This is a genomic window from Castellaniella defragrans 65Phen (assembly GCF_000612685.1).
Lineage (GTDB): Bacteria > Pseudomonadota > Gammaproteobacteria > Burkholderiales > Burkholderiaceae_B > Castellaniella > Castellaniella defragrans.
The window spans coordinates 1,725,388-1,742,758 of the sequence record NZ_HG916765.1 but is presented as its reverse complement, the minus strand read 5'-3'; the positions used below and the strand labels follow the sequence as shown (position 1 = coordinate 1,742,758).

At 70.0% G+C, this 17,371-nt stretch carries 14 protein-coding genes; 3 read left to right on the top strand and 11 right to left on the bottom strand.

The annotated features are described in order from the left end of the window. Position 1: 1 nt before the first annotated feature. From BN940_RS07850 to BN940_RS07815, 7 genes are all read right to left on the bottom strand, one after another. Positions 2-1,600: a lipoprotein gene (locus tag BN940_RS07850; RefSeq protein WP_043681842.1), complete on the bottom strand. Its 1,599-nt coding sequence runs from the start codon at positions 1,598-1,600 to the stop codon at positions 2-4. Then, positions 1,597-2,751 (bottom strand): TrbG/VirB9 family P-type conjugative transfer protein, encoded by a 1,155-nt coding sequence (locus BN940_RS20295; RefSeq protein ID WP_420864852.1) that lies wholly within the window; start codon positions 2,749-2,751, stop codon positions 1,597-1,599. The genes BN940_RS07850 and BN940_RS20295 overlap by 4 nt, the downstream gene beginning before the upstream one ends. A 219-nt stretch (positions 2,752-2,970) precedes the next feature. Continuing rightward, positions 2,971-4,284 carry an extracellular solute-binding protein gene (locus BN940_RS07835; protein WP_043681839.1) on the bottom strand — a complete coding sequence of 438 codons (1,314 nt, stop codon included), beginning with the start codon at positions 4,282-4,284 and terminating at the stop codon, positions 2,971-2,973. 6 nt (positions 4,285-4,290) lie between these two features. Further along, positions 4,291-5,544 carry a D-amino acid dehydrogenase gene (locus BN940_RS07830; protein WP_043681837.1) on the bottom strand — a complete coding sequence of 418 codons (1,254 nt, stop codon included), beginning with the start codon at positions 5,542-5,544 and terminating at the stop codon, positions 4,291-4,293. Between the two features lie 31 nt (positions 5,545-5,575). After that, positions 5,576-6,622, bottom strand: a complete 1,047-nt coding sequence (locus BN940_RS07825; RefSeq protein ID WP_043681834.1) for a CDP-6-deoxy-delta-3,4-glucoseen reductase — start codon at positions 6,620-6,622, stop codon at positions 5,576-5,578. A gap of 42 nt (positions 6,623-6,664) precedes the next feature. Next, positions 6,665-8,989, bottom strand: a complete 2,325-nt coding sequence (gene parC, locus BN940_RS07820) for a DNA topoisomerase IV subunit A (protein WP_052355692.1) — start codon at positions 8,987-8,989, stop codon at positions 6,665-6,667. Between the two features lie 9 nt (positions 8,990-8,998). Continuing rightward, positions 8,999-10,960 carry a DNA topoisomerase IV subunit B gene (locus BN940_RS07815; protein WP_043681831.1) on the bottom strand — a complete coding sequence of 654 codons (1,962 nt, stop codon included), beginning with the start codon at positions 10,958-10,960 and terminating at the stop codon, positions 8,999-9,001. Between the two features lie 149 nt (positions 10,961-11,109). Here BN940_RS07815 and trxA point away from each other — a divergent pair, with 149 nt between their 5' ends. The 3 genes from trxA to gdhA all read left to right on the top strand — a co-directional run bounded on the left by trxA (position 11,110) and on the right by gdhA (position 14,152). Next, positions 11,110-11,436 (top strand): thioredoxin TrxA, encoded by a 327-nt coding sequence (gene trxA, locus BN940_RS07810; protein WP_043681826.1) that lies wholly within the window; start codon positions 11,110-11,112, stop codon positions 11,434-11,436. A gap of 99 nt (positions 11,437-11,535) precedes the next feature. Beyond that, a complete protein-coding gene (gene rho, locus BN940_RS07805; protein ID WP_043681821.1) occupies positions 11,536-12,792 on the top strand; it encodes a transcription termination factor Rho in 1,257 nt (418 codons plus the stop codon). A gap of 19 nt (positions 12,793-12,811) precedes the next feature. Next, positions 12,812-14,152: an NADP-specific glutamate dehydrogenase gene (gene gdhA, locus BN940_RS07800; protein ID WP_043681817.1), complete on the top strand. Its 1,341-nt coding sequence runs from the start codon at positions 12,812-12,814 to the stop codon at positions 14,150-14,152. Between the two features lie 71 nt (positions 14,153-14,223). Here gdhA and BN940_RS07795 read toward each other — a convergent pair whose 3' ends face one another. From BN940_RS07795 to BN940_RS07780, 4 genes are all read right to left on the bottom strand, one after another. After that, positions 14,224-15,045 (bottom strand): amino acid ABC transporter ATP-binding protein, encoded by an 822-nt coding sequence (locus tag BN940_RS07795; protein ID WP_084330576.1) that lies wholly within the window; start codon positions 15,043-15,045, stop codon positions 14,224-14,226. 23 nt (positions 15,046-15,068) lie between these two features. Next, positions 15,069-15,785: an ABC transporter permease gene (locus BN940_RS07790; protein ID WP_043681814.1), complete on the bottom strand. Its 717-nt coding sequence runs from the start codon at positions 15,783-15,785 to the stop codon at positions 15,069-15,071. Between the two features lie 5 nt (positions 15,786-15,790). Continuing rightward, complete coding sequence (locus BN940_RS07785) at positions 15,791-16,504, bottom strand: ABC transporter permease (RefSeq protein ID WP_043681811.1); 714 nt, start codon at positions 16,502-16,504, stop codon at positions 15,791-15,793. 72 nt (positions 16,505-16,576) lie between these two features. Then, on the bottom strand, positions 16,577-17,341 hold the full coding sequence (locus BN940_RS07780; protein WP_043681808.1) for a transporter substrate-binding domain-containing protein: 765 nt from the start codon (positions 17,339-17,341) through the stop codon (positions 16,577-16,579). Positions 17,342-17,371: the final 30 nt, after the last annotated feature.

The following is a 17,371-nucleotide window of genomic DNA, read 5'->3' as shown; positions in this document are numbered from 1 at the left end:
GTCAGAGTCCTTCCTCGACCTGGGCGGTGATGATCAGCACCGTGGTCAGCCGCTGGGTGCTGAGCTGGTTGCCGCCGCCGAACAGCGCCGGCACGCCCGGATTCAGGCGGCGTTCGGCGGATTCGGCGGTCTGCCGGTCGAAGCCCGACACCACCAGCGGCTGGCCCGGCTGCAAGGCCAGCTGCTGCACCGTGCCGTTACCTTCGATGGTGAGCTGCTGCAGTTGCAGGGGATGGTCCTTGTCGCCGAAGGTGACGGTCTTGAGGGGCTGGGCCACGGTGTTGTCGTAGGCCAGCGACAGCAGGATCCGGCCGTCTTCCTGGGCGTCGGGCACCAGGGTCAGCAGGGAGCCGACGGTCTCGGCCTTCTGGTTGACGGACACGGCCGGCACCGCCAGGCCGGTGGCGCCGGAGACCGGCGTGGTCTCGATGCGGTCGATGTACGAGAACGTCGTCCGCACGGCGTGCGAGACCGGCCGCCGGTTCAGGCCCAGGATGGGCACGCTGCTGCGCCGCACGAGCTGGACGGATTCGCCCAGGGCGCGGATGACGGCTTCGCTGCCCGAAAACGGCCCCCGGACGATGTCCACCCCCAGCTGTCCGCCGGTGCCGCCGCCCAGGGCCGGCACCGCCAGCCCGGCGGCCAGGCGGGCGCCGGAGAAGACCAGGTTCCAGTCGATGCCGGCCTGGGCCTGCTCGCTCAGGGCCACGGTCAGCTCCTCGAAGATCAGGCGTACGCGCCGCGTCAGGGCCCGGTTTTCCCGATCCAGGTAGTGGGCGATGCGGTCCAGCACGTCGGGCGTGTCGGTGACCACGACGGACGCCCCGGCGCCGGGCTCGGCCACCAGCACGCCGGCCCGGGACAGGAACGGCTCGATCCGTGCGCGGATGGTCTTCATCACGTCCTGGTCGCCGCCGCTCAGGCGGGTGCCCGAGGCGCTGACGAAGCCGCCTTCGGACGCATCCCGCCCCTGCCCCAGCGAGGCCTGCACGCGCGCGTCGAGCGTGAGCGCCTGGACGTCGAAGACGCGGGTGTCGGTGCGGAAGAATTCGATGCGGTCCCGCTCGTAGCGCCAGCGCACCCCCAGATGCGCGCACAGGCGATCCAGGGTCTGCGGCAGGGGCGCCGGGCCGTCGGCCAGATCGAAGGGCTCGGGCGGATCGGCGGCCGCGGCGCCCCGCCCCGCCTCGCCCGCCAGCCGCGGCAGGAAGAACCCGGACGGCAGCAGGGCGTCGGGACGCACGTGGACCGGGATGCCGGTGACGGCGGCGATGCGCCGCGCGATGCGGCGCAGGTCGTCGGTGCCGTCGGCGAACAGCAGGGTGGTGCGCACGCGGGCGCGCAGGGGCGCGGGCAGCGTCAGCTCGCGGGCCAGCGGCTGCGCCCGCCCGGCCACCCAGGGCCGCTCGATGTCCTGGGCGGTGCGGCGCGCGTCGGCATCGACGGCGGCGCGGGAAAACCGGCCATGTTCCCCGGACGCGGTGTCGCCCGCCCGGCGGAAGTCGTCCGCCGCCTGGCGCAGGCGTTCGGAGAAGGCGCAGCCGGACAGCCCCAGGCACAGGCACAGGAGGGCCGGCCCGAACCGGCGGGATGTCGTCATGACTCGGCTCCCGGCGCCCGCGTGCGGTCGCAGCGCTGCGCCAGCGGCACCACGCGCAGGACCCGGTTGGCGTAGAAGCAGGGCTGGACCGGGCGGTCGCCGAGCTCGGTGGCGGACAGCAGGCCGCGCACGGCCGCGCGGAACGAATCGCCGAAGACGGCGGAGCCCGCCAGGGGAATGTCGGCATCGACGTCCCAGTGCTCCGGCTCGAAGGTCCAGCCCGCGGCATGCGCCCAGCGCCCCAGCGCCCGCCGGACGTTGCCGTCGGCCGGCGTGACCTCGAAGGACACGGCGGACCCCCTGGCCGGCGCCCGGGCGGCGGACGCGGCCACGGCCGGCGCGGCGCCCGCATCCCCGGACGAGGCACCCCCGGCCAGGACCGGCCCCGCAGGCGGCGCGGGCGGCGCGGGCGGATTCGGCGGCACGGGCGGCAGCGGGAATGGCGGCGGCGCGGGGCGCGGCGTGGGCATCGGCAGATGCGCCACCGGCGACCCGGCCGTCCGGCCCCGCATCGGGTCCCGTATCTGCGCCTGCATCCGGTCCGGCACCTGCTCGCGTGCCTGCTCCTTCATCGAGCCCGGCATCGAGCCCGGCATCGGATCCTGCACCGAGCCCCGTATCCGGTCCGTTCCCGCGCCGCCAGCATGCGCCGCGAAAACCGGCTCGGAGCCCACCGGCGCGGGCATGGACGAGGCGCTCCCGGGCGCGGGCATGGACGAGGCGCCCTCTGGCGCGGACATGGCCGGAGCGGCATCCGGCGCCGCCCCCGCGCCGCGCCAGGCCTCGGCCCACGACAGGCCGCCGCGCAGCACGACGCGCTCGGGCACGCCGCCCAGGACCAGGTAGTCCCGCTCGCGCCGGGGCCGCAGCAGCCGGTCGCCCCGGGCGGTGCGCTCGAACACGGCGGGGGCCGGCTGGTCCGCCGGATACTGCAGCCAGGTCTCGCGCCCGTCGTCGAAGACCTGCAGCGGCGCAAGCGCCGGATCGCCCGCGATGCGCCAGTCGAAGCGGTAGACGCCGGGCGGATTCGCCAGCCCCGCCAGATCGCGCCACCAGGCGCCGTCCGCCGGGGCGGCGCAGCCCCCCAGCCCGGCCAGCCCCGCCAGCAGCAGCCCCGCACGCCCCATCCTGACACGCCTCATCCTGATCATGGTTTCCCTCCGGCGACACCGCGGTCGTGAATCACGGTGCCCATGGTGGCGTGCTCCGACGCGGGCCGCCAGACTGGGAAATACGAACGGATGAAAAAGTCCGCCCCCGGGGCCGCGCCGTGGAATCGGCGCGGCCCCGGGGGCGGAGGACGTCAGGAAGCGGGAACCCCGACGGCCCCGGCAGTCATGCCGGAGCCAGGGCCCGCGCCGGCGCCGCGATCAGCGCTGGCGCACCAGGTTGTTGGCCTCCAGGGCCGCCGTCTTCAGGGCGGTGACGGCAGGCTGCTGGCCGCTCAGGGCGGAATCCAGGATCTGCTGGAAGCGCGAACGGATGGCCGGATAGTTGTGGATGCGGAAGCCCTGGGCCGTCAGGACGGACTTGCCGCTGTAGACGGCCACCAGATCGCGCCACTGGCCGAGGTTGGCGTAGTAGCTGGCGGGCGTGGCGTCGAACGCGGCCTGGGTCAGCGGCAGGAAGCCGGTCTGCTGGTACCAGCGCGCCGCCTGCTCGGGCTGCGACAGCCAGCCCAGGAAGGCGGCCGTGGCATCGGTGACGGGCTTGGCGGTCTTCATGACCCACAGGCCCGCGCCGCTGACGAAGGGGTTGCCGGGGGTGCGCGTGACTTCGGGGTAGTACGGCAGGCCGGACACCGCGTAACGCAGCTTGCGCTGGCCGAGGAATTCGCCGATGTGGCCGGAGCTGGACATCAGCACGGCGCATTCGCCCTGGGCGAAGCGGCTGACGGAGCGCATGCCGGCGTCCGGGCGCACCATGATCTCGGAGCGCACCCAGCTGATCATCAGCGCCAGGTGGCGCACGTAGGTGGAATCGAAGGAGAAGCTGGGCAGGCCCTTGGCCTTCAGGCCGTTGTCGGCGCTGGCGTAGAGCTGGTTGTTGACCGCCGCCAGGTTTTCCAGGTTGATCGACACCGGCAGGTCGGAGGTGAGCGGGCACTTGCGCGAGCCGTTGTTGGCCAGGGTGACGAGCTGGCCCTGCAGCTCCATCCAGGTGCGCTGCGGCACGGCGGGCGTCAGCTTGGCCTTCTTGAAGGCGTCCTGGTTGTAGTACATGACGGGGATTTCCAGCATGTACGGGAAGGCCATGAGCTGGCCCTTGGCGTCATGGATGAAGGCGTTGTCCGGGGACACGAACCAGCGCGTGTTCTTCAGCGCCGAGGACTTCTGCAGCGCGTGGAACGGCTGCACGTAGCTGCGCTGGGCGATGTCTTCCAGCGTGTGGCTGTCGCCGATCTGCGCCAGGGCGGGCAGGCTCTTGGACTGGGCGGCGGCGCCCAGCGCCTGGTCGAGCGCCTCGGGCGTGTCGAAGGCGCGCACCACGACCTTCACGTCGGACTGGCTGCGGTTGTAGGCCTTGACCAGATCCTGGAAGGTCTCGGCGTTGTGGCCCTTGAGGGTGTGCCAGACCGGCACTTCGGTCGCCGCCCAGGCGGGCGCGGTCGCAACAGCGGCCGCGAGCAGCCAGACAGCGCGCATCCCCGGGCGCAAGATGCCGGAGCCGGAAGGAAAATTCATGATGTTTCAATCCAAAAAGGGAAAGTCGATATCCGGCGTCCTGCCGGACACCAGGTCGGCCAGCACCCTGCCGGAACCCGCCCCCATGGTCCAGCCGAGGCTGCCATGGCCCGTGTTCAGGTAGAGATTGCGTATGCGGGTACGGCCGATGAGGGGGACGTTGGAAGGCGTCGTGGGCCGCAGGCCGGACCAGAACTGAACATTAGCAAAATCGAGGGCGCTTGGGAACAGGGCGCGGGCGTGCTCGACCAGCCGATTGCAACGTCCGGTATCGAGGGCGCGGGAATAGCCGCCGATCTCGGCCGTGCCCGCCATGCGCAGACGGTCGCCCAGGCGCGAGAAGACGATCTTGGCTTCCTGGTCGACCAGGCTCACCATGGGCGCGGCCGCCGGGTCGCGCAGGCGGAAGGTCGCGGAATAGCCCTTGGCCGGCCAGACCGGGCAGGACAGGCCCAGCGGCGCCGTCAGCTCGGGCGTGAAGCTGCCCAGGGCCAGCACGTAGGCGTCGGCCTGCAGGGGCCGGAAATAGCCGTCGGGCTCGATCAGTTCGGCCACGGAGATGCGCCCGTCCACGGGCACCAGCCGGTTCACCCGGGTGCCGTAGCGGAAGACGACGCCCGCGTCCCGCGCCCGTTCGGCCAGGGCGCGGGTGAACAGGTGCACGTCGCCCGACTCGTCGTCCGCCGTGAAGTCGCCGCCGACGATCGGATCCCGCGACGCCGCCAGGGCCGGTTCGATGCGCAGGACCTCGGCCGCGTCGACGATGCGCCGGTCCACGCCCAGTTCGCGCATGCGCGCGGCGCTGGCGCGGGCGTACTCGAATTCGCGCGGATCGCGGTAGAAGGCGAGGATGCCGCGTTCGAGGTGGTCGTATTCGATGCCCAGTTCCGCGCGCAGTCCGCGCAGCGTGGCGCGGCTGTACTGCGCCAGGGCCACCATGGCGCGCAGGTTCGCCGCGAAGCGCGGCCCGCGGCATTCGTTGAGGAAGCGCGCGCACCACAGCCACTGGCGCGGATCGAGGCGCGGCGACACGCGCAGCGGCGCGTCGGCGCGCCCGAGCCAGCGCAGCACCTTGCGCAGCGTGTGCGCGCTGGCCCAGGGCTCGGCGTAGCAGACGGAGATCTGCCCGCCGTTGGCCCGGCTGGTCTCCAGGGCCGCGCCCGGCCGGCGCTCGACGACCTCGACCTCGTGGCCGGCGCGCGCCAGCCACCACGCGCTGGACACCCCGATGATGCCCGCGCCGAAGACGGCGACTTTCATCGCAGGACCGCTCCAAGATGAAAGGCGCCCCTCATGCTTCGACCCTCGCCAGGTCCGCCGCCGAGGTGAAGGCGTCGGCGTGGAAGGCCTCGGGCGGCAGCCCGCACTGCTGCACGAAATCGCGGCGCGCGGCCTCGACCATGGCGGGCGCGCCGCAGGCATAGACCTGGTGGCCGGACAGGTCGGGCAGGTCGTCCATGACCGCCCGGTGCACCCAGCCCGTGCGCCCCGTCCAGCCGTCGCCGGGCGCGGCCTCGGACAGGACCGGCACGAAGCGGAAGCCCGGCAGGCGCTCGCGCCATGCGAGCGCCAGGTCCCGCCGGTACAGGTCGGCGGGGCGGCGCCCGCCCCAGTACAGCGTCGCCGGGCGCGTGTCGCCGCGCTCCAGCATGCCTTCGATCATGGCCTGGATGGGGGCGAAGCCCGTGCCGCTGGCGAGGAAGACGATCGGCCGCGGGTCGTCGGGATCCAGGAAGAACGAACCCAGCGGGCCTTCGATGCGCAGGATCTCGCGCGGCTTGAGCGGCTCGGTGCCCGCGCCGAAGACCCGGCTGGTGAACAGGCCGCCGGGCATGTGGCGCACGTGCAGGCGCACCCGGTGGTCGTCGGCCCGGGCGCAGGCCATGGAATAGCTGCGCCGGCTGCCGTCCTTGAGGATGAATTCCAGGTACTGGCCGGGCTGGAAGCGGAAGGCCTCGGCCGAGGGCAGCTGCAGGGTGATCTCCATCACGTCGGGCGCCAGGGGCTCCAGGGTCAGCACCCGCACGGGCATCTTGCGCACCACGATGTCGTCGGCCATGCGGACCTCGCGGGCCTCGATCACCAGGTCGGAGGACGGGCGCGCCTGGCACAGCAGGGTATGCCCCCGGGCCAGGTCGGCCGCGTCCAGGATGCGGGCCGGCGCCGGCCCCGCGTCGTATTCGCCCGAGACCACCCGCCCCTCGCAGGTGGAGCAGGTGCCGTTGCGGCAGCTGTAGGGCAGGACGATGCCGGCCGCCAGGGCGGCATCCAGGACCGTCTGCCCCGGCTCGACCGTGAATTCCCGGTTGGCCGGCAGCACCGTGACCTTGAAGCTCATGATGTGGATTCCATCGGCGTGTTGCAGTGCAGGAACCCTATTCTAGTCCCCCGCCCCGCCCCCCGCTCCCGGCCAGAGGCTGGGCTGCTTGATCTTGACGTCCAGCAGGCGGCCCTTGCGCGCCCGCCGGCCGGCGTACTGGGCGAGTTCCTCGGGCATCAGGACCAGCTCCGTGTCGCGCGCCCGGTAGATGCCGCGCAGCACCACGCCCGAGGCGCCCACGCCGGCCCACTGGGCGATGCGGTCGTCCTCGTCCAGTCCCATCAGGATGGTGCCGCGCCCGCCGCTCGCCAGGGTCTTGAGCTCGTCGAGCGCCACCACCAGGAACTTGCCCTTGCGGCTGAGCAGGGCCACGGCCGTGTCGTCCGGACGCAACAGCAGCGGCTTGAGCAGCGTGTCGCCCTTGTCCAGCGTGATGAACTGCTTGCCGGCGTGCTGGCGGGTGGACAGGTCGCCGATCCGCGCCAGGAAGCCGTAGCCGGACGCCGCGCCCAGCAGCACCCGCCGGTCGGGCGCGCCCGCCAGCATGTGGACGATGCGGCTGCCCGGCTCCAGGCCGATCATCGAGGTCACCGGCTGCCCGTCGCCGCGCGCCGACGGCAGGCTGGCCACCGCGATGCTGTAGGAGCGGCCGGTGCTGGACAGGGCCATGAGCTCGTGCGTGCTGCGGCATTCGATGGCGTCGTAGAGCGAATCGCCGGTCTTGAAGCCGAACTGCGCCGGATCGTGGCCGTGCCCCTGGCGGGCGCGCAGCCAGCCCTTCTGGGACACCACCACCGTGACGGGTTCGTCCACCACCTGGGTTTCCAGGACGGCGCGCTCGGCCGGCTCGATCAGCGTGCGGCGGTCGTCGCCGTACTGCTTGGCGTCGGCCTCGATCTCGCGGATCATCAGGCGCTTGAAGGCGGCGGGATCGTCCAGCAGCTCCTGCAGCGCCAGTTGGTCTGCGCGCTTCTGCGCCAGTTCCTGCTCGATGCGGATGCCTTCCAGCCGGGCCAGCTGCCGCAGGCGCATTTCCAGGATGTCGTCGGCCTGGCGCTCGGTGAGGCGGAAGCGCTCCATCAGCGCCGCGCGGGGATCGTCCGCCTCGCGGATGGTGCGGATGACCTCGTCCACGTTCAGGTAGACGATGCTGCGGCCTTCCAGGATGTGGATGCGGTCCAGCACCTTGTCCAGGCGGTGGCGGGTGCGCCGCGTGACCGTCCCGGCGCGGAAGGCCAGCCAGGACTCCAGGATCTGGCGCAGGCTGCGCTGGCCCGGGCGCCCGTCGGTGTCGATGCACACCAGGTTCACCGGCACGTTGCCTTCCAGGCCGGTGCGCACCAGCAGCATGTTGACGAACTCGTCGCGGTCGATGCGGCTGGTCTTGGGCTCGAAGACCAGCCGCACGGCGTCCTGCTTGCCGGATTCGTCGCGCACCGAATCCAGCATGCCCAGCACCAGCGCCTTGGTCTGCTGCTGCTCGGCCGACAGGGACTTCTTGCCGGCGCGCGGCTTGGGATTGGTCAGGTCCTCGATGGTCTCCAGGATCTTCTGGGCCGAGGCGCCGGGCGGCAGTTCGGTGACCACCAGCTGCCACTGGCCGCGCGCCATGTCCTCGAAGTGCCAGCGCGCGCGGGCCTTCAGCGTGCCGCGGCCGCTGGCGTAGATCTGGGCGATGTCCCCGGGAGGCGTGATGATCTGGCCGCCGCCGGGAAAGTCCGGCCCCGGCACGCGGGCGTACAGGTCTTCGTCGGGCAGGCCCGGCTTGCGCAGCAGGGCCACGCAGGCGTCGGCGACCTCGCGCAGGTTGTGCGAGGGGATCTCCGTGGCCATGCCCACCGCGATGCCCGAGGCGCCGTTCAGCAGCACGACGGGCAGGCGCGCCGGCAGGCACACGGGCTCCTGCTGGCTGCCGTCGTAGTTGGCCGCGAAATCGACCGTGCCCTCGTCCAGCTCGTCGAGCAGCAGCCGGGAGAACGGCGTCAGGCGGGCCTCGGTGTAGCGCATGGCGGCGGCGTTGTCGCCGTCGCGCGAGCCGAAGTTGCCCTGCCCGTCGATCAGCGGATAGCGCAGGGCGAAGTCCTGCGCCATGCGCACCATGGCGTCGTAGGCCGCCTGGTCGCCGTGCGGATGGTATTTGCCCAGCACGTCGCCCACCACGCGGGCGGACTTCACGGGCCGCGCCTGCGGCCCCAGGCCCATGGCGTCCATGGCGTACAGGATGCGCCGCTGCACCGGCTTCTGGCCATCGGACACCTCCGGCAGCGCGCGGCCGCGCACCACCGACACGGCGTAGTCCAGGTAGGCCTGCTCGGCGTAGCGCGCCAGCACCAGGCCGTCGTTGTCCCCGCCGTTCGATTCACTCCGATTCAGATCCAGATCCATTCCCGTTCCTCAAACGTCCACGTCGGCCAGATTGCCTTTTTCTTCCAGCCAGCCGCGCCGCTGCGCGGCCTCGCCGCGCGCCATCAGCATGTCGAACATGCGCGCCGAGGCGGTCAGGCCCTCGTCGCCGTGGCGCACCCGCGCCAGGCGGCGGGTGTCCGGGTTCAGCGTCGTGTCCCAGAGCTGCTCGGCGTTCATCTCGCCCAGGCCCTTGAAGCGGCTGATGCGCCAGCCGCCTTCGCGCAGGCCCTCGCCGCGCAGCTTGTCCAGCACCGCGTCCAGCTCCGCCTGGTCCAGGCAGTAGAGCTTGCGCGCCGGGCGCTTGCCGGCCGCCGGCACGTCCACGCGAAACAGCGGCGGACGGGCGATGTAGACGTGCCCGGCCTCGATCAGGCGCGGGAAATGGCGCAGGAACAGGGTCAGCAGCAGCACCTGGATGTGCGCGCCGTCCACGTCCGCGTCCGACAGGATGCAGATGCGGCCGTAGCGCAGGCCCGAGAGGTCGGCCTCCTGGCCGGGCCCATGCGGATCGACGCCGATGGCCACGGAGATGTCGTGGATCTCCTGGTTGGCGAACAGCCGGTCGCGCTCGACTTCCCAGGCGTTCAGGATCTTGCCGCGCAGCGGCAGGATGGCCTGGAATTCCTTGTCGCGGCCCATCTTGGCCGAGCCGCCCGCCGAATCGCCCTCGACCAGGAAGACCTCGGTGCGGTTCACGTCCGTCGATTCGCAGTCGGTGAGCTTGCCCGGCAGCACGGCCACCCCCGAACCCTTGCGCTTCTCGACCTTGCGCGCGGCGCGTGAACGGGCCTGCGCCTGGCCGATGGCCAGCTCGGCGATCCTGCGGCCGTATTCCACGTTGGCGTGCAGCCAGAGCTCCAGCGCGTTGCGCAGGAACCCGCCCACCAGGCGCACCGCGTCGCGGCTGTTCAGGCGCTCCTTGATCTGGCCCTGGAACTGCGGATCCAGGATCTTGGCCGACAGGATGAAGCTGGCGCGCGCGTGCACGTCCTCGGGCAGCAGGCGGATGCCCTTGGGCAGCAGGTTGTGCAGCTCGGCGAAGGACTTGACGGCGTTGAACAGGCCTTCGCGCAAGCCCGATTCGTGGGTGCCGCCGGCCGGCGTGGCGATCAGGTTGACGTAGGACTCTCGCACCACCGGGCCGTCCTCGGTCCAGGCCACGACCCACTGGGCGCCCTCGCCCGGCGCGTACTGCTCGTCGTCCGGCCCCGCGTACTGCGCGCCCTCGAAGGGCGGCGCCAGGGTCGGCGCGCCGCCCAGGGCTTCGCCCAGGTAGCCGCGCAGGCCCGATTCGTAATGCCATTCGCGCCGCTGGCCGGATTTTTCCAGCGTCAGCGTCACCCGCGTGCCCGGCAGCAGCACCGCCTTGCTGCGCAGCGCGTGCTCCAGGTCGCCCAGCGGCACCTGGGCCTGGTCGAAGTAGCGCGCATCCGGCCAGACCCGCACGCGGGTGCCGGAGCGCCGCCGCCCGACGCTGCCCACCCGGGCGAGCGGCTCGATCACGTTCCCGTCGGCGAAGACGATGCGCCATTCGCCGCCGTCGCGCCAGACGGTGACTTCCAGCCGCGTGGACAGGGCGTTGGTCACCGACACCCCCACGCCGTGCAGGCCGCCGGAAAAGGCGTAGGCGCCGCCGTCGGCCTTGCTGAACTTGCCGCCCGCGTGCAGCCGGGTGAAGACCAGCTCGACCACGGGCGCGTGTTCCTCGGGGTGCTCGCCCACCGGAATGCCGCGCCCGTCGTCCTCGACCGTCAGGCTGCCGTCGGCGTGCAGCACGACGGCGATTTCGCGGGCGTACCCGGCCAGCGCCTCGTCGGCGGCGTTGTCCACGACTTCCTGGACGATGTGCAGCGGATTGTCGGTGCGCGTGTACATCCCGGGCCGCTGGCGCACGGGCTCCAGGCCCTTGAGGACGCGGATCGACGACTCGTCGTAGCGTGCGGTGCTCAATGTTTTCCGTCCGTCTGTGTGGTTCAAAAGACGCCTATTTTACGGAGAATTAATGGTATGCTTATCGCCATTGGACCGACGCGCCCTTCCTCCGGGCGGTTTCATTCCGGTCCGCCGTCTTCTCTTATCCTCGCATCCGCGCACACGACATGAGTGACTCCATCAAGCACGTCAGCGACGCGTCCTTTTCGGGCGACGTGCTCCAATCCAGCCTGCCCGTCCTGGTCGACTACTGGGCCGAATGGTGTGGCCCCTGCAAAATGGTCGCCCCCCTGCTCGACGAAGCCGCCGCCCAGTACAAGGGCCGCGTCACCATCGCCAAGCTGAACGTCGACGAAAACCCCGACAGCGCGGCCAAGTACGGCATCCGCGGCATCCCCACCCTGATGCTGTTCAAGGACGGCAAGGTCGCCGCCACCAAGGTCGGCGCCCTGTCCCGCGCGCAGCTCCAGGCATTCCTCGACGAAGCCCTCTGACCTTCCCCCTCCATCCGCTTTGATTCCGCGCGCGAACCCGGTCCCGGGTTCGCCAGCCATCCGACGACCTCCACTTTCCTTCCCTCTCCCCTCTTTCCCATGCACCTGAACGAACTCAAAGCGCTGCACGTTTCGCAGCTGCTCGAAATGGCCGCCGGTCTCGAGATCGAAAACGCCAATCGGCTGCGCAAACAGGAACTGATGTTTGCGATCATGAAACGGCGGGCCAAGCAGGGCGAGCAGATCTTCGGCGACGGGGTCCTGGAAGTCCTGCCCGACGGCTTCGGTTTCCTGCGCTCGCCGGAAACGTCCTATCTGGCCAGCACCGACGACATCTACATCTCGCCCTCGCAGATCCGGCGCTTCAACCTGCACACCGGCGACTCCATCGAAGGCGAAGTCCGCACGCCCAAGGACGGCGAACGCTACTTCGCCCTGGTCAAGGTGGACAAGGTCAACGGCACGGTCCCGGAAGCCATCAAGCACCGGATCATGTTCGAGAACCTGACGCCGCTGCACCCCGACGAGCCGCTGGTGCTCGAGCGCGACATCAAGAGCAAGGAAAACATCACCGGGCGCATCATGGACATCTTCGCGCCCATCGGCAAGGGCCAGCGCGCACTGATCGTCGCCAGCCCGAAGTCCGGCAAGACCGTGATCATGCAGCACATCGCCCATGCCATCACGGACAACTACCCCGACGCCGTGATGATCGTGCTGCTGGTGGACGAGCGCCCCGAGGAAGTCACCGAAATGCAGCGCACCGTGCGCGGCGAGGTCGTGGCCTCCACCTTCGACGAGCCGGCCACGCGCCACGTCCAGGTCGCCGAAATGGTCATCGAAAAGGCCAAGCGCCTGGTCGAAATGAAGAAGGACGTGGTCATCCTGCTGGATTCGATCACCCGCCTGGCGCGCGCCTACAACACCGTGGTGCCGGCCTCCGGCAAGGTCCTGACCGGCGGGGTGGACGCCAACGCCCTGCAGCGCCCCAAGCGCTTCTTCGGCGCGGCGCGCAACCTGGAGGAAGGCGGCTCCCTGACGATCATCGGCACGGCCCTGATCGAAACCGGCAGCCGCATGGACGAGGTGATCTACGAAGAATTCAAGGGCACCGGCAATTCCGAGGTGCACCTGGAGCGCCGACTGGCCGAGAAACGCATCTACCCGGCCATCAACCTGAACAAATCCGGCACGCGTCGCGAAGAGCTCCTGATCAAGCCCGAGCTTCTACAGAAGATCTGGGTACTGCGCAAGTTCATCCACGACATGGATGACGTTGACGCCATGGAATTCATCCTGGACAAAATCCGGGCCACCAAAAACAACGCCGAATTTTTTGACATGATGAAGAAATAAGCACAAGCGAGCACTTTTGATGACACTTCCTTCCGTCGATCAGTTCCTAACCCGGGTCCAGTCACGGGACCCGCACCAACCCGAATTCATGCAGGCCGTGAAAGAAGTCATGCACAGCCTGTGGCCCTTCATCCAGCAGAATCCGCGCTACGCCAGCCAGGCCCTGCTCGAGCGGCTCGTCGAGCCCGAGCGCGCCCTGCAGTTCCGCATCAGCTGGATGGACGACGCCGGCCGGATCCAGGTCAACCGGGGCTTCCGCATCCAGCACAGTTCGGCCATCGGCCCCTACAAGGGCGGCATGCGGTTCCACCCGTCGGTGAATCTCTCCATCCTGAAGTTCCTGGCCTTCGAGCAGACCTTCAAGAACGCGCTGACCACCCTGCCCATGGGCGGCGGCAAGGGCGGCTCCGATTTCGATCCCAAGGGCAAGTCCGACGCCGAGGTCATGCGCTTCTGCCAGGCCCTGATGATCGAGCTGCACCGCCACCTGGGTCCGGACACGGACGTGCCGGCCGGCGACATCGGCGTGGGCGCGCGCGAGGTCGGCTTCATGGCCGGCATGATGAAGAAGCTGTCCAACCAGAGCGGCTGCGTCTTCACCGGCAAGGGCCTGACCTTCGGCGGCAGCCTGATCCGCCCCGAGGCCACCGGCTACGGCACGGTCTATTTCGCGGAAGAAATGCTCCGACACGCCGGCCAGTCGCTCGAAGGCTACACGGTCTCGGTCTCGGGCTCGGGCAACGTGGCGCAATACACCATCGAGAAATGCCTGCAGCTGGGCGCCAAGGTCGTCACGGTGTCCGACTCCCACGGCTGCGTGGTGGACCCGGCGGGCTTCACGGCGGAAAAGCTGGCGGCCCTGATCGAGCTGAAGAACGAAAAGCGCGGCCGCGTCGAGGAATACGCCCGGCAGTTCGGCCTGACCTACGAAGCCGGCAAGCGCCCCTGGCACGTGCCCGTGGACGTGGCCCTGCCCTGCGCGACGCAGAACGAACTCGAGATCGAAGACGCCCGCACCCTGATCGCCAACGGCGTGCGCTGCGTGGCCGAAGGCGCCAACATGCCCTCCACCATCGAGGCGGCCGAAGCCTTCATCGCGGCCGGCGTGCTGTACGCGCCCGGCAAGGCGAGCAATGCCGGCGGCGTGGCCGTGTCGGGCCTGGAAATGAGCCAGAACGCCCAGCGCCTGCACTGGACCCGCGAGGAAGTCGACGCCAAGCTGCACGCCATCATGCGCGACATCCACGAAAACTGCGTGCGCTACGGCAGCCAGGACAAGTCCGTCAACTACCTGAACGGCGCCAACATCGCCGGCTTCGTGAAGGTGGCCGACGCCATGCTGGCCCAAGGGGTGTACTGATGACGCATCGGATGGTCGTCCCCCACCCATGAAAAAAGCTCCTTCGGGAGCTTTTTTCATGGCGCGGGCCCTCACGCCAGGATCTGCCGCAGGAAGGCCCGCGCCCGATCGCTGCGCGGGCGGGTGAAGAACGCGGCCGGATCGCCGTCCTCGACGATGCGGCCCTCGTCCAGGAACAGCACCCGGCCGGCCACCTGGCGCGCGAAGCCCATCTCGTGCGTCACGCACAGCATCGTCACGCCGCTGTCGGCCAGCTGCACCATCACGTCCAGCACCTCCTTCACCATCTCGGGATCGAGGGCGGCCGTGGGCTCGTCGAACAGGATGATCTTCGGCTCCATGCACAGCGCGCGGGCGATCGCCACGCGCTGCTGCTGGCCGCCGGAAAGCTGGGCCGGGTACTTGTGCAGGTGCGCCCGCATGCCGACCTTGTCCAGGAAATGGCAGGCGCGCTCCTGCGCCTCCCGGCGCCGCAGTCCGCGCACCGACAGGGGTGCCAGGGTGCAGTTGTCCATCACCGTCAGGTGGGGGAACAGATTGAAGTGCTGGAACACCATGCCGACGTCCCGCAGGACCGGCGCCGCCTGGGACGCGGCCCCCATGAGGTCGGCGCCCAGGACCTCGATGCGGCCGTACTGGGCTTCTTCCAGCCGGTTGATGCAGCGGATCAGCGAGGACTTGCCCGAGCCCGAGGGCCCGCACAGGACGACCCGGTCGCCCTGGCGGACGCGCAGGTCGATGTCCCGCAGGGCGTGGTAGTCGCCGTACCATTTGTTCAGGCCCCGGATGTCGATGACGGCGGGGGCGTCCTCGGCCGGGAGGGTGTCGATGACGGCGGGCGCGTCCTCGGCCCGGGGATGTTGCAGATAGCGGTGCTGGAGGGGAGCATTCATGGCGATTCGGTCCGTAGTCGGGCTCAGCGGCCCAGGTGGCGGGACAGGCGTCCCTCCATGATCCGCAGCGTGCGCCGCAACACCTCGACGATGAGCAGGTACAGCGCCGCGGCCCAGAGATAGATCTCGAAATCGAAGGTCCTGGAATAGGCCAGCTTGGTGACGCCCATCACGTCGTAGACGGTGACCAGGGAGGCGATCGCGCTGGCCTTGACCAGCAGGATCATTTCGTTGCCCAGCGGCCCGATGGCGATGCGCATGGACTGCGGCAGGATCACGCGCAGGAAGGACTGCGCGGGCCCCAGGCCGAGCGCCCGGCAGGCTTCCTTCTGCCCCGCGGGAATGGCCAGCAGGCTGCCGCGGAAGATCTCGGCCTGATAGGCCGCCGTGTTCAGGCTGAAGGCCAGCAGCGCGCACCACCAGGGATCGCGGAAGAACCACCACAGGTCGATCGCCTGCCAGAAGCCGCGAAAGGCGCTCATGCCGTAGTACAGCAGGAACAGTTGCGCGAGCAGCGGCGAACCGCGGAAGAAATAGACGTAGCCGCGACTCAGTCCGCGGACCAGGCGATGGCGCGACAGCCGCCCCAGCACCAGCAGCCAGCCCAGCAGCCACCCCAGCGCGAAGGACAGCGCCACCAGCTTGAGCGTGATCCAGAAACCCCCGAGCATGCGCGCGCCGTAGGTTTCCAGCAGGGCGGGATCGAGGAGACGGGGCAGGAGGCTCGTGACGGATTCCATGGCGGTCAGGCCCTGTGCAGGTGGCGCGAGAAGTGGTGCTCGGCGCGGGAGAAGAGCAGGCCCGAGGCCGCCGAGAGGATCAGGTAGAGCACGCAGGCCGCGCTGTAGAACAGCACGGGCTCGCGCGTCGCCGTGACGGCCTGGCTGGTCTGGCGCATGATGTCCGCCAGCGAGATGGTCGAGACCAGCGAAGTGTCCTTCAGCAGGGTGAGCCAGTTGTTGGTCAGGCCCGGCAAGGCCACCCGCATCAGCTGGGGAAACGTCACCCGCCGCAGCGTGGTCCAGCGCGACAGGCCCAGCGCCCGCGCCGCCTCGCCCTGGCCCGCCGGAATGGCCTTGAAGGCGCCCAGCCAGACCTCGCTGGAAAAGGCGGCCAGCACCAGGCTGAAGGCCACCACGCCGGCGACGAAGGCGTTGACGACGATGCCGCCCTCGTAGCCGAAATGGCGCATCAGCCTTTCGGCTGCGATCTGGCTGCCGTAGTACACCAGGAACAGCGTCAGCAGTTCGGGCAGGCCGCGGAACACGGTCGAGAACACCGTGGCCGACAGGCGCGCGGCGGCATGCCGCGACTGGCTGCCCAGCGCCACCAGCAGGCCCAGCGGGAAGCCGAAGGGCACGCAGCACAGCGCCAGCAGGATCGTGACCAGGGTGCCGGCCAGCAGGGCGTCGCCCCATCCGCTCTCGCCCCAGGACAGCAATTGCAATAAATCGAGCATGGAAGCATCGGCCCTGGCCGGGCCGCTCCGTGTGGATCATGCAAAAGGCGGCGCGCGCCGCCTGCCGGGGGGTCAGTAGATGTCGAGGCCGAAGTAGCGCTGCGAGATCCGCTGATAGGAGCCGTCGGCGCGGATCGCCAGGATGGCCTCGTCCAGGCGGGTGCGCAGGGCGTCGTCGCCCTTGCGCACCGCGATGGCGATGTCGTCCATGGTGCCCGGCAGATCGCCCAGCAGCCTGCAGCAGTCATGGCTGCGCTTGCGCATCCATTCGATCAGGGGATACTTGTCGTGCACCAGCGCGTCCAGGCGGCCGCTGGCCAGGTCGCTGCCCGCCTCGTCGGCCGTCGGGTACAGGCGCACTTCGGCGCCGGCCTTGCCGTAGACGTCCTCGGCGTACATGCCGGGGGTGCTGGAGGACTGGGCCCCGACCACCTTGCCCTTGAAGGCCGCCGCATCCAGGCTGCCGGCCTCGGCATCGCGCGGCACGGCCACCGACATCGAGGTGCGGTAGTAGCGGCCGGTGAAATCGACCTGCTCGGCGCGCTCCTTCGTGACCGCCATGGACGAGATGATGGCGTCGAACTTGCGCGCCATCAGGGCCGGGATGATGCCGTCCCAGTCCTGCGCGACGAACTGGCATTCGACCTGCATCTGCCTGCACAGGGCGTTGGCGATGTCGATGTCGAAGCCGACGTAGCCGCCCTTGGCGCTGGGCGCGCTGAAGGGCGGATAGGCGGCCTCCAGGCCGACGCGCAGGGTTTCGGCCTGCGCCGGGCCGCCGGCCCCCAGGCCACAGGCCAGCATCAGCGCCGCGGCCAGCGTCTTCAGGTTCTTCATGGGTATGTCTCCTGTCTTTTTTATGGAAGG

Coding starts and splice junctions, on each gene's coding strand:
- BN940_RS07850 (WP_043681842.1), bottom strand. CDS start 1,600: ATGACGACATCCCGCCGGTTCGGGCCGGCCCTCCTGTGCCTGTGCCTG.
- BN940_RS20295 (WP_420864852.1), bottom strand. CDS start 2,751: ATGATCAGGATGAGGCGTGTCAGGATGGGGCGTGCGGGGCTGCTGCTG.
- BN940_RS07835 (WP_043681839.1), bottom strand. CDS start 4,284: ATGAATTTTCCTTCCGGCTCCGGCATCTTGCGCCCGGGGATGCGCGCT.
- BN940_RS07830 (WP_043681837.1), bottom strand. CDS start 5,544: ATGAAAGTCGCCGTCTTCGGCGCGGGCATCATCGGGGTGTCCAGCGCG.
- BN940_RS07825 (WP_043681834.1), bottom strand. CDS start 6,622: ATGAGCTTCAAGGTCACGGTGCTGCCGGCCAACCGGGAATTCACGGTC.
- parC (WP_052355692.1), bottom strand. CDS start 8,989: ATGGATCTGGATCTGAATCGGAGTGAATCGAACGGCGGGGACAACGAC.
- trxA (WP_043681826.1), top strand. CDS start 11,110: ATGAGTGACTCCATCAAGCACGTCAGCGACGCGTCCTTTTCGGGCGAC.
- rho (WP_043681821.1), top strand. CDS start 11,536: ATGCACCTGAACGAACTCAAAGCGCTGCACGTTTCGCAGCTGCTCGAA.
- gdhA (WP_043681817.1), top strand. CDS start 12,812: ATGACACTTCCTTCCGTCGATCAGTTCCTAACCCGGGTCCAGTCACGG.
- BN940_RS07795 (WP_084330576.1), bottom strand. CDS start 15,045: ATGAATGCTCCCCTCCAGCACCGCTATCTGCAACATCCCCGGGCCGAG.
- BN940_RS07790 (WP_043681814.1), bottom strand. CDS start 15,785: ATGGAATCCGTCACGAGCCTCCTGCCCCGTCTCCTCGATCCCGCCCTG.
- BN940_RS07785 (WP_043681811.1), bottom strand. CDS start 16,504: ATGCTCGATTTATTGCAATTGCTGTCCTGGGGCGAGAGCGGATGGGGC.
- BN940_RS07780 (WP_043681808.1), bottom strand. CDS start 17,341: ATGAAGAACCTGAAGACGCTGGCCGCGGCGCTGATGCTGGCCTGTGGC.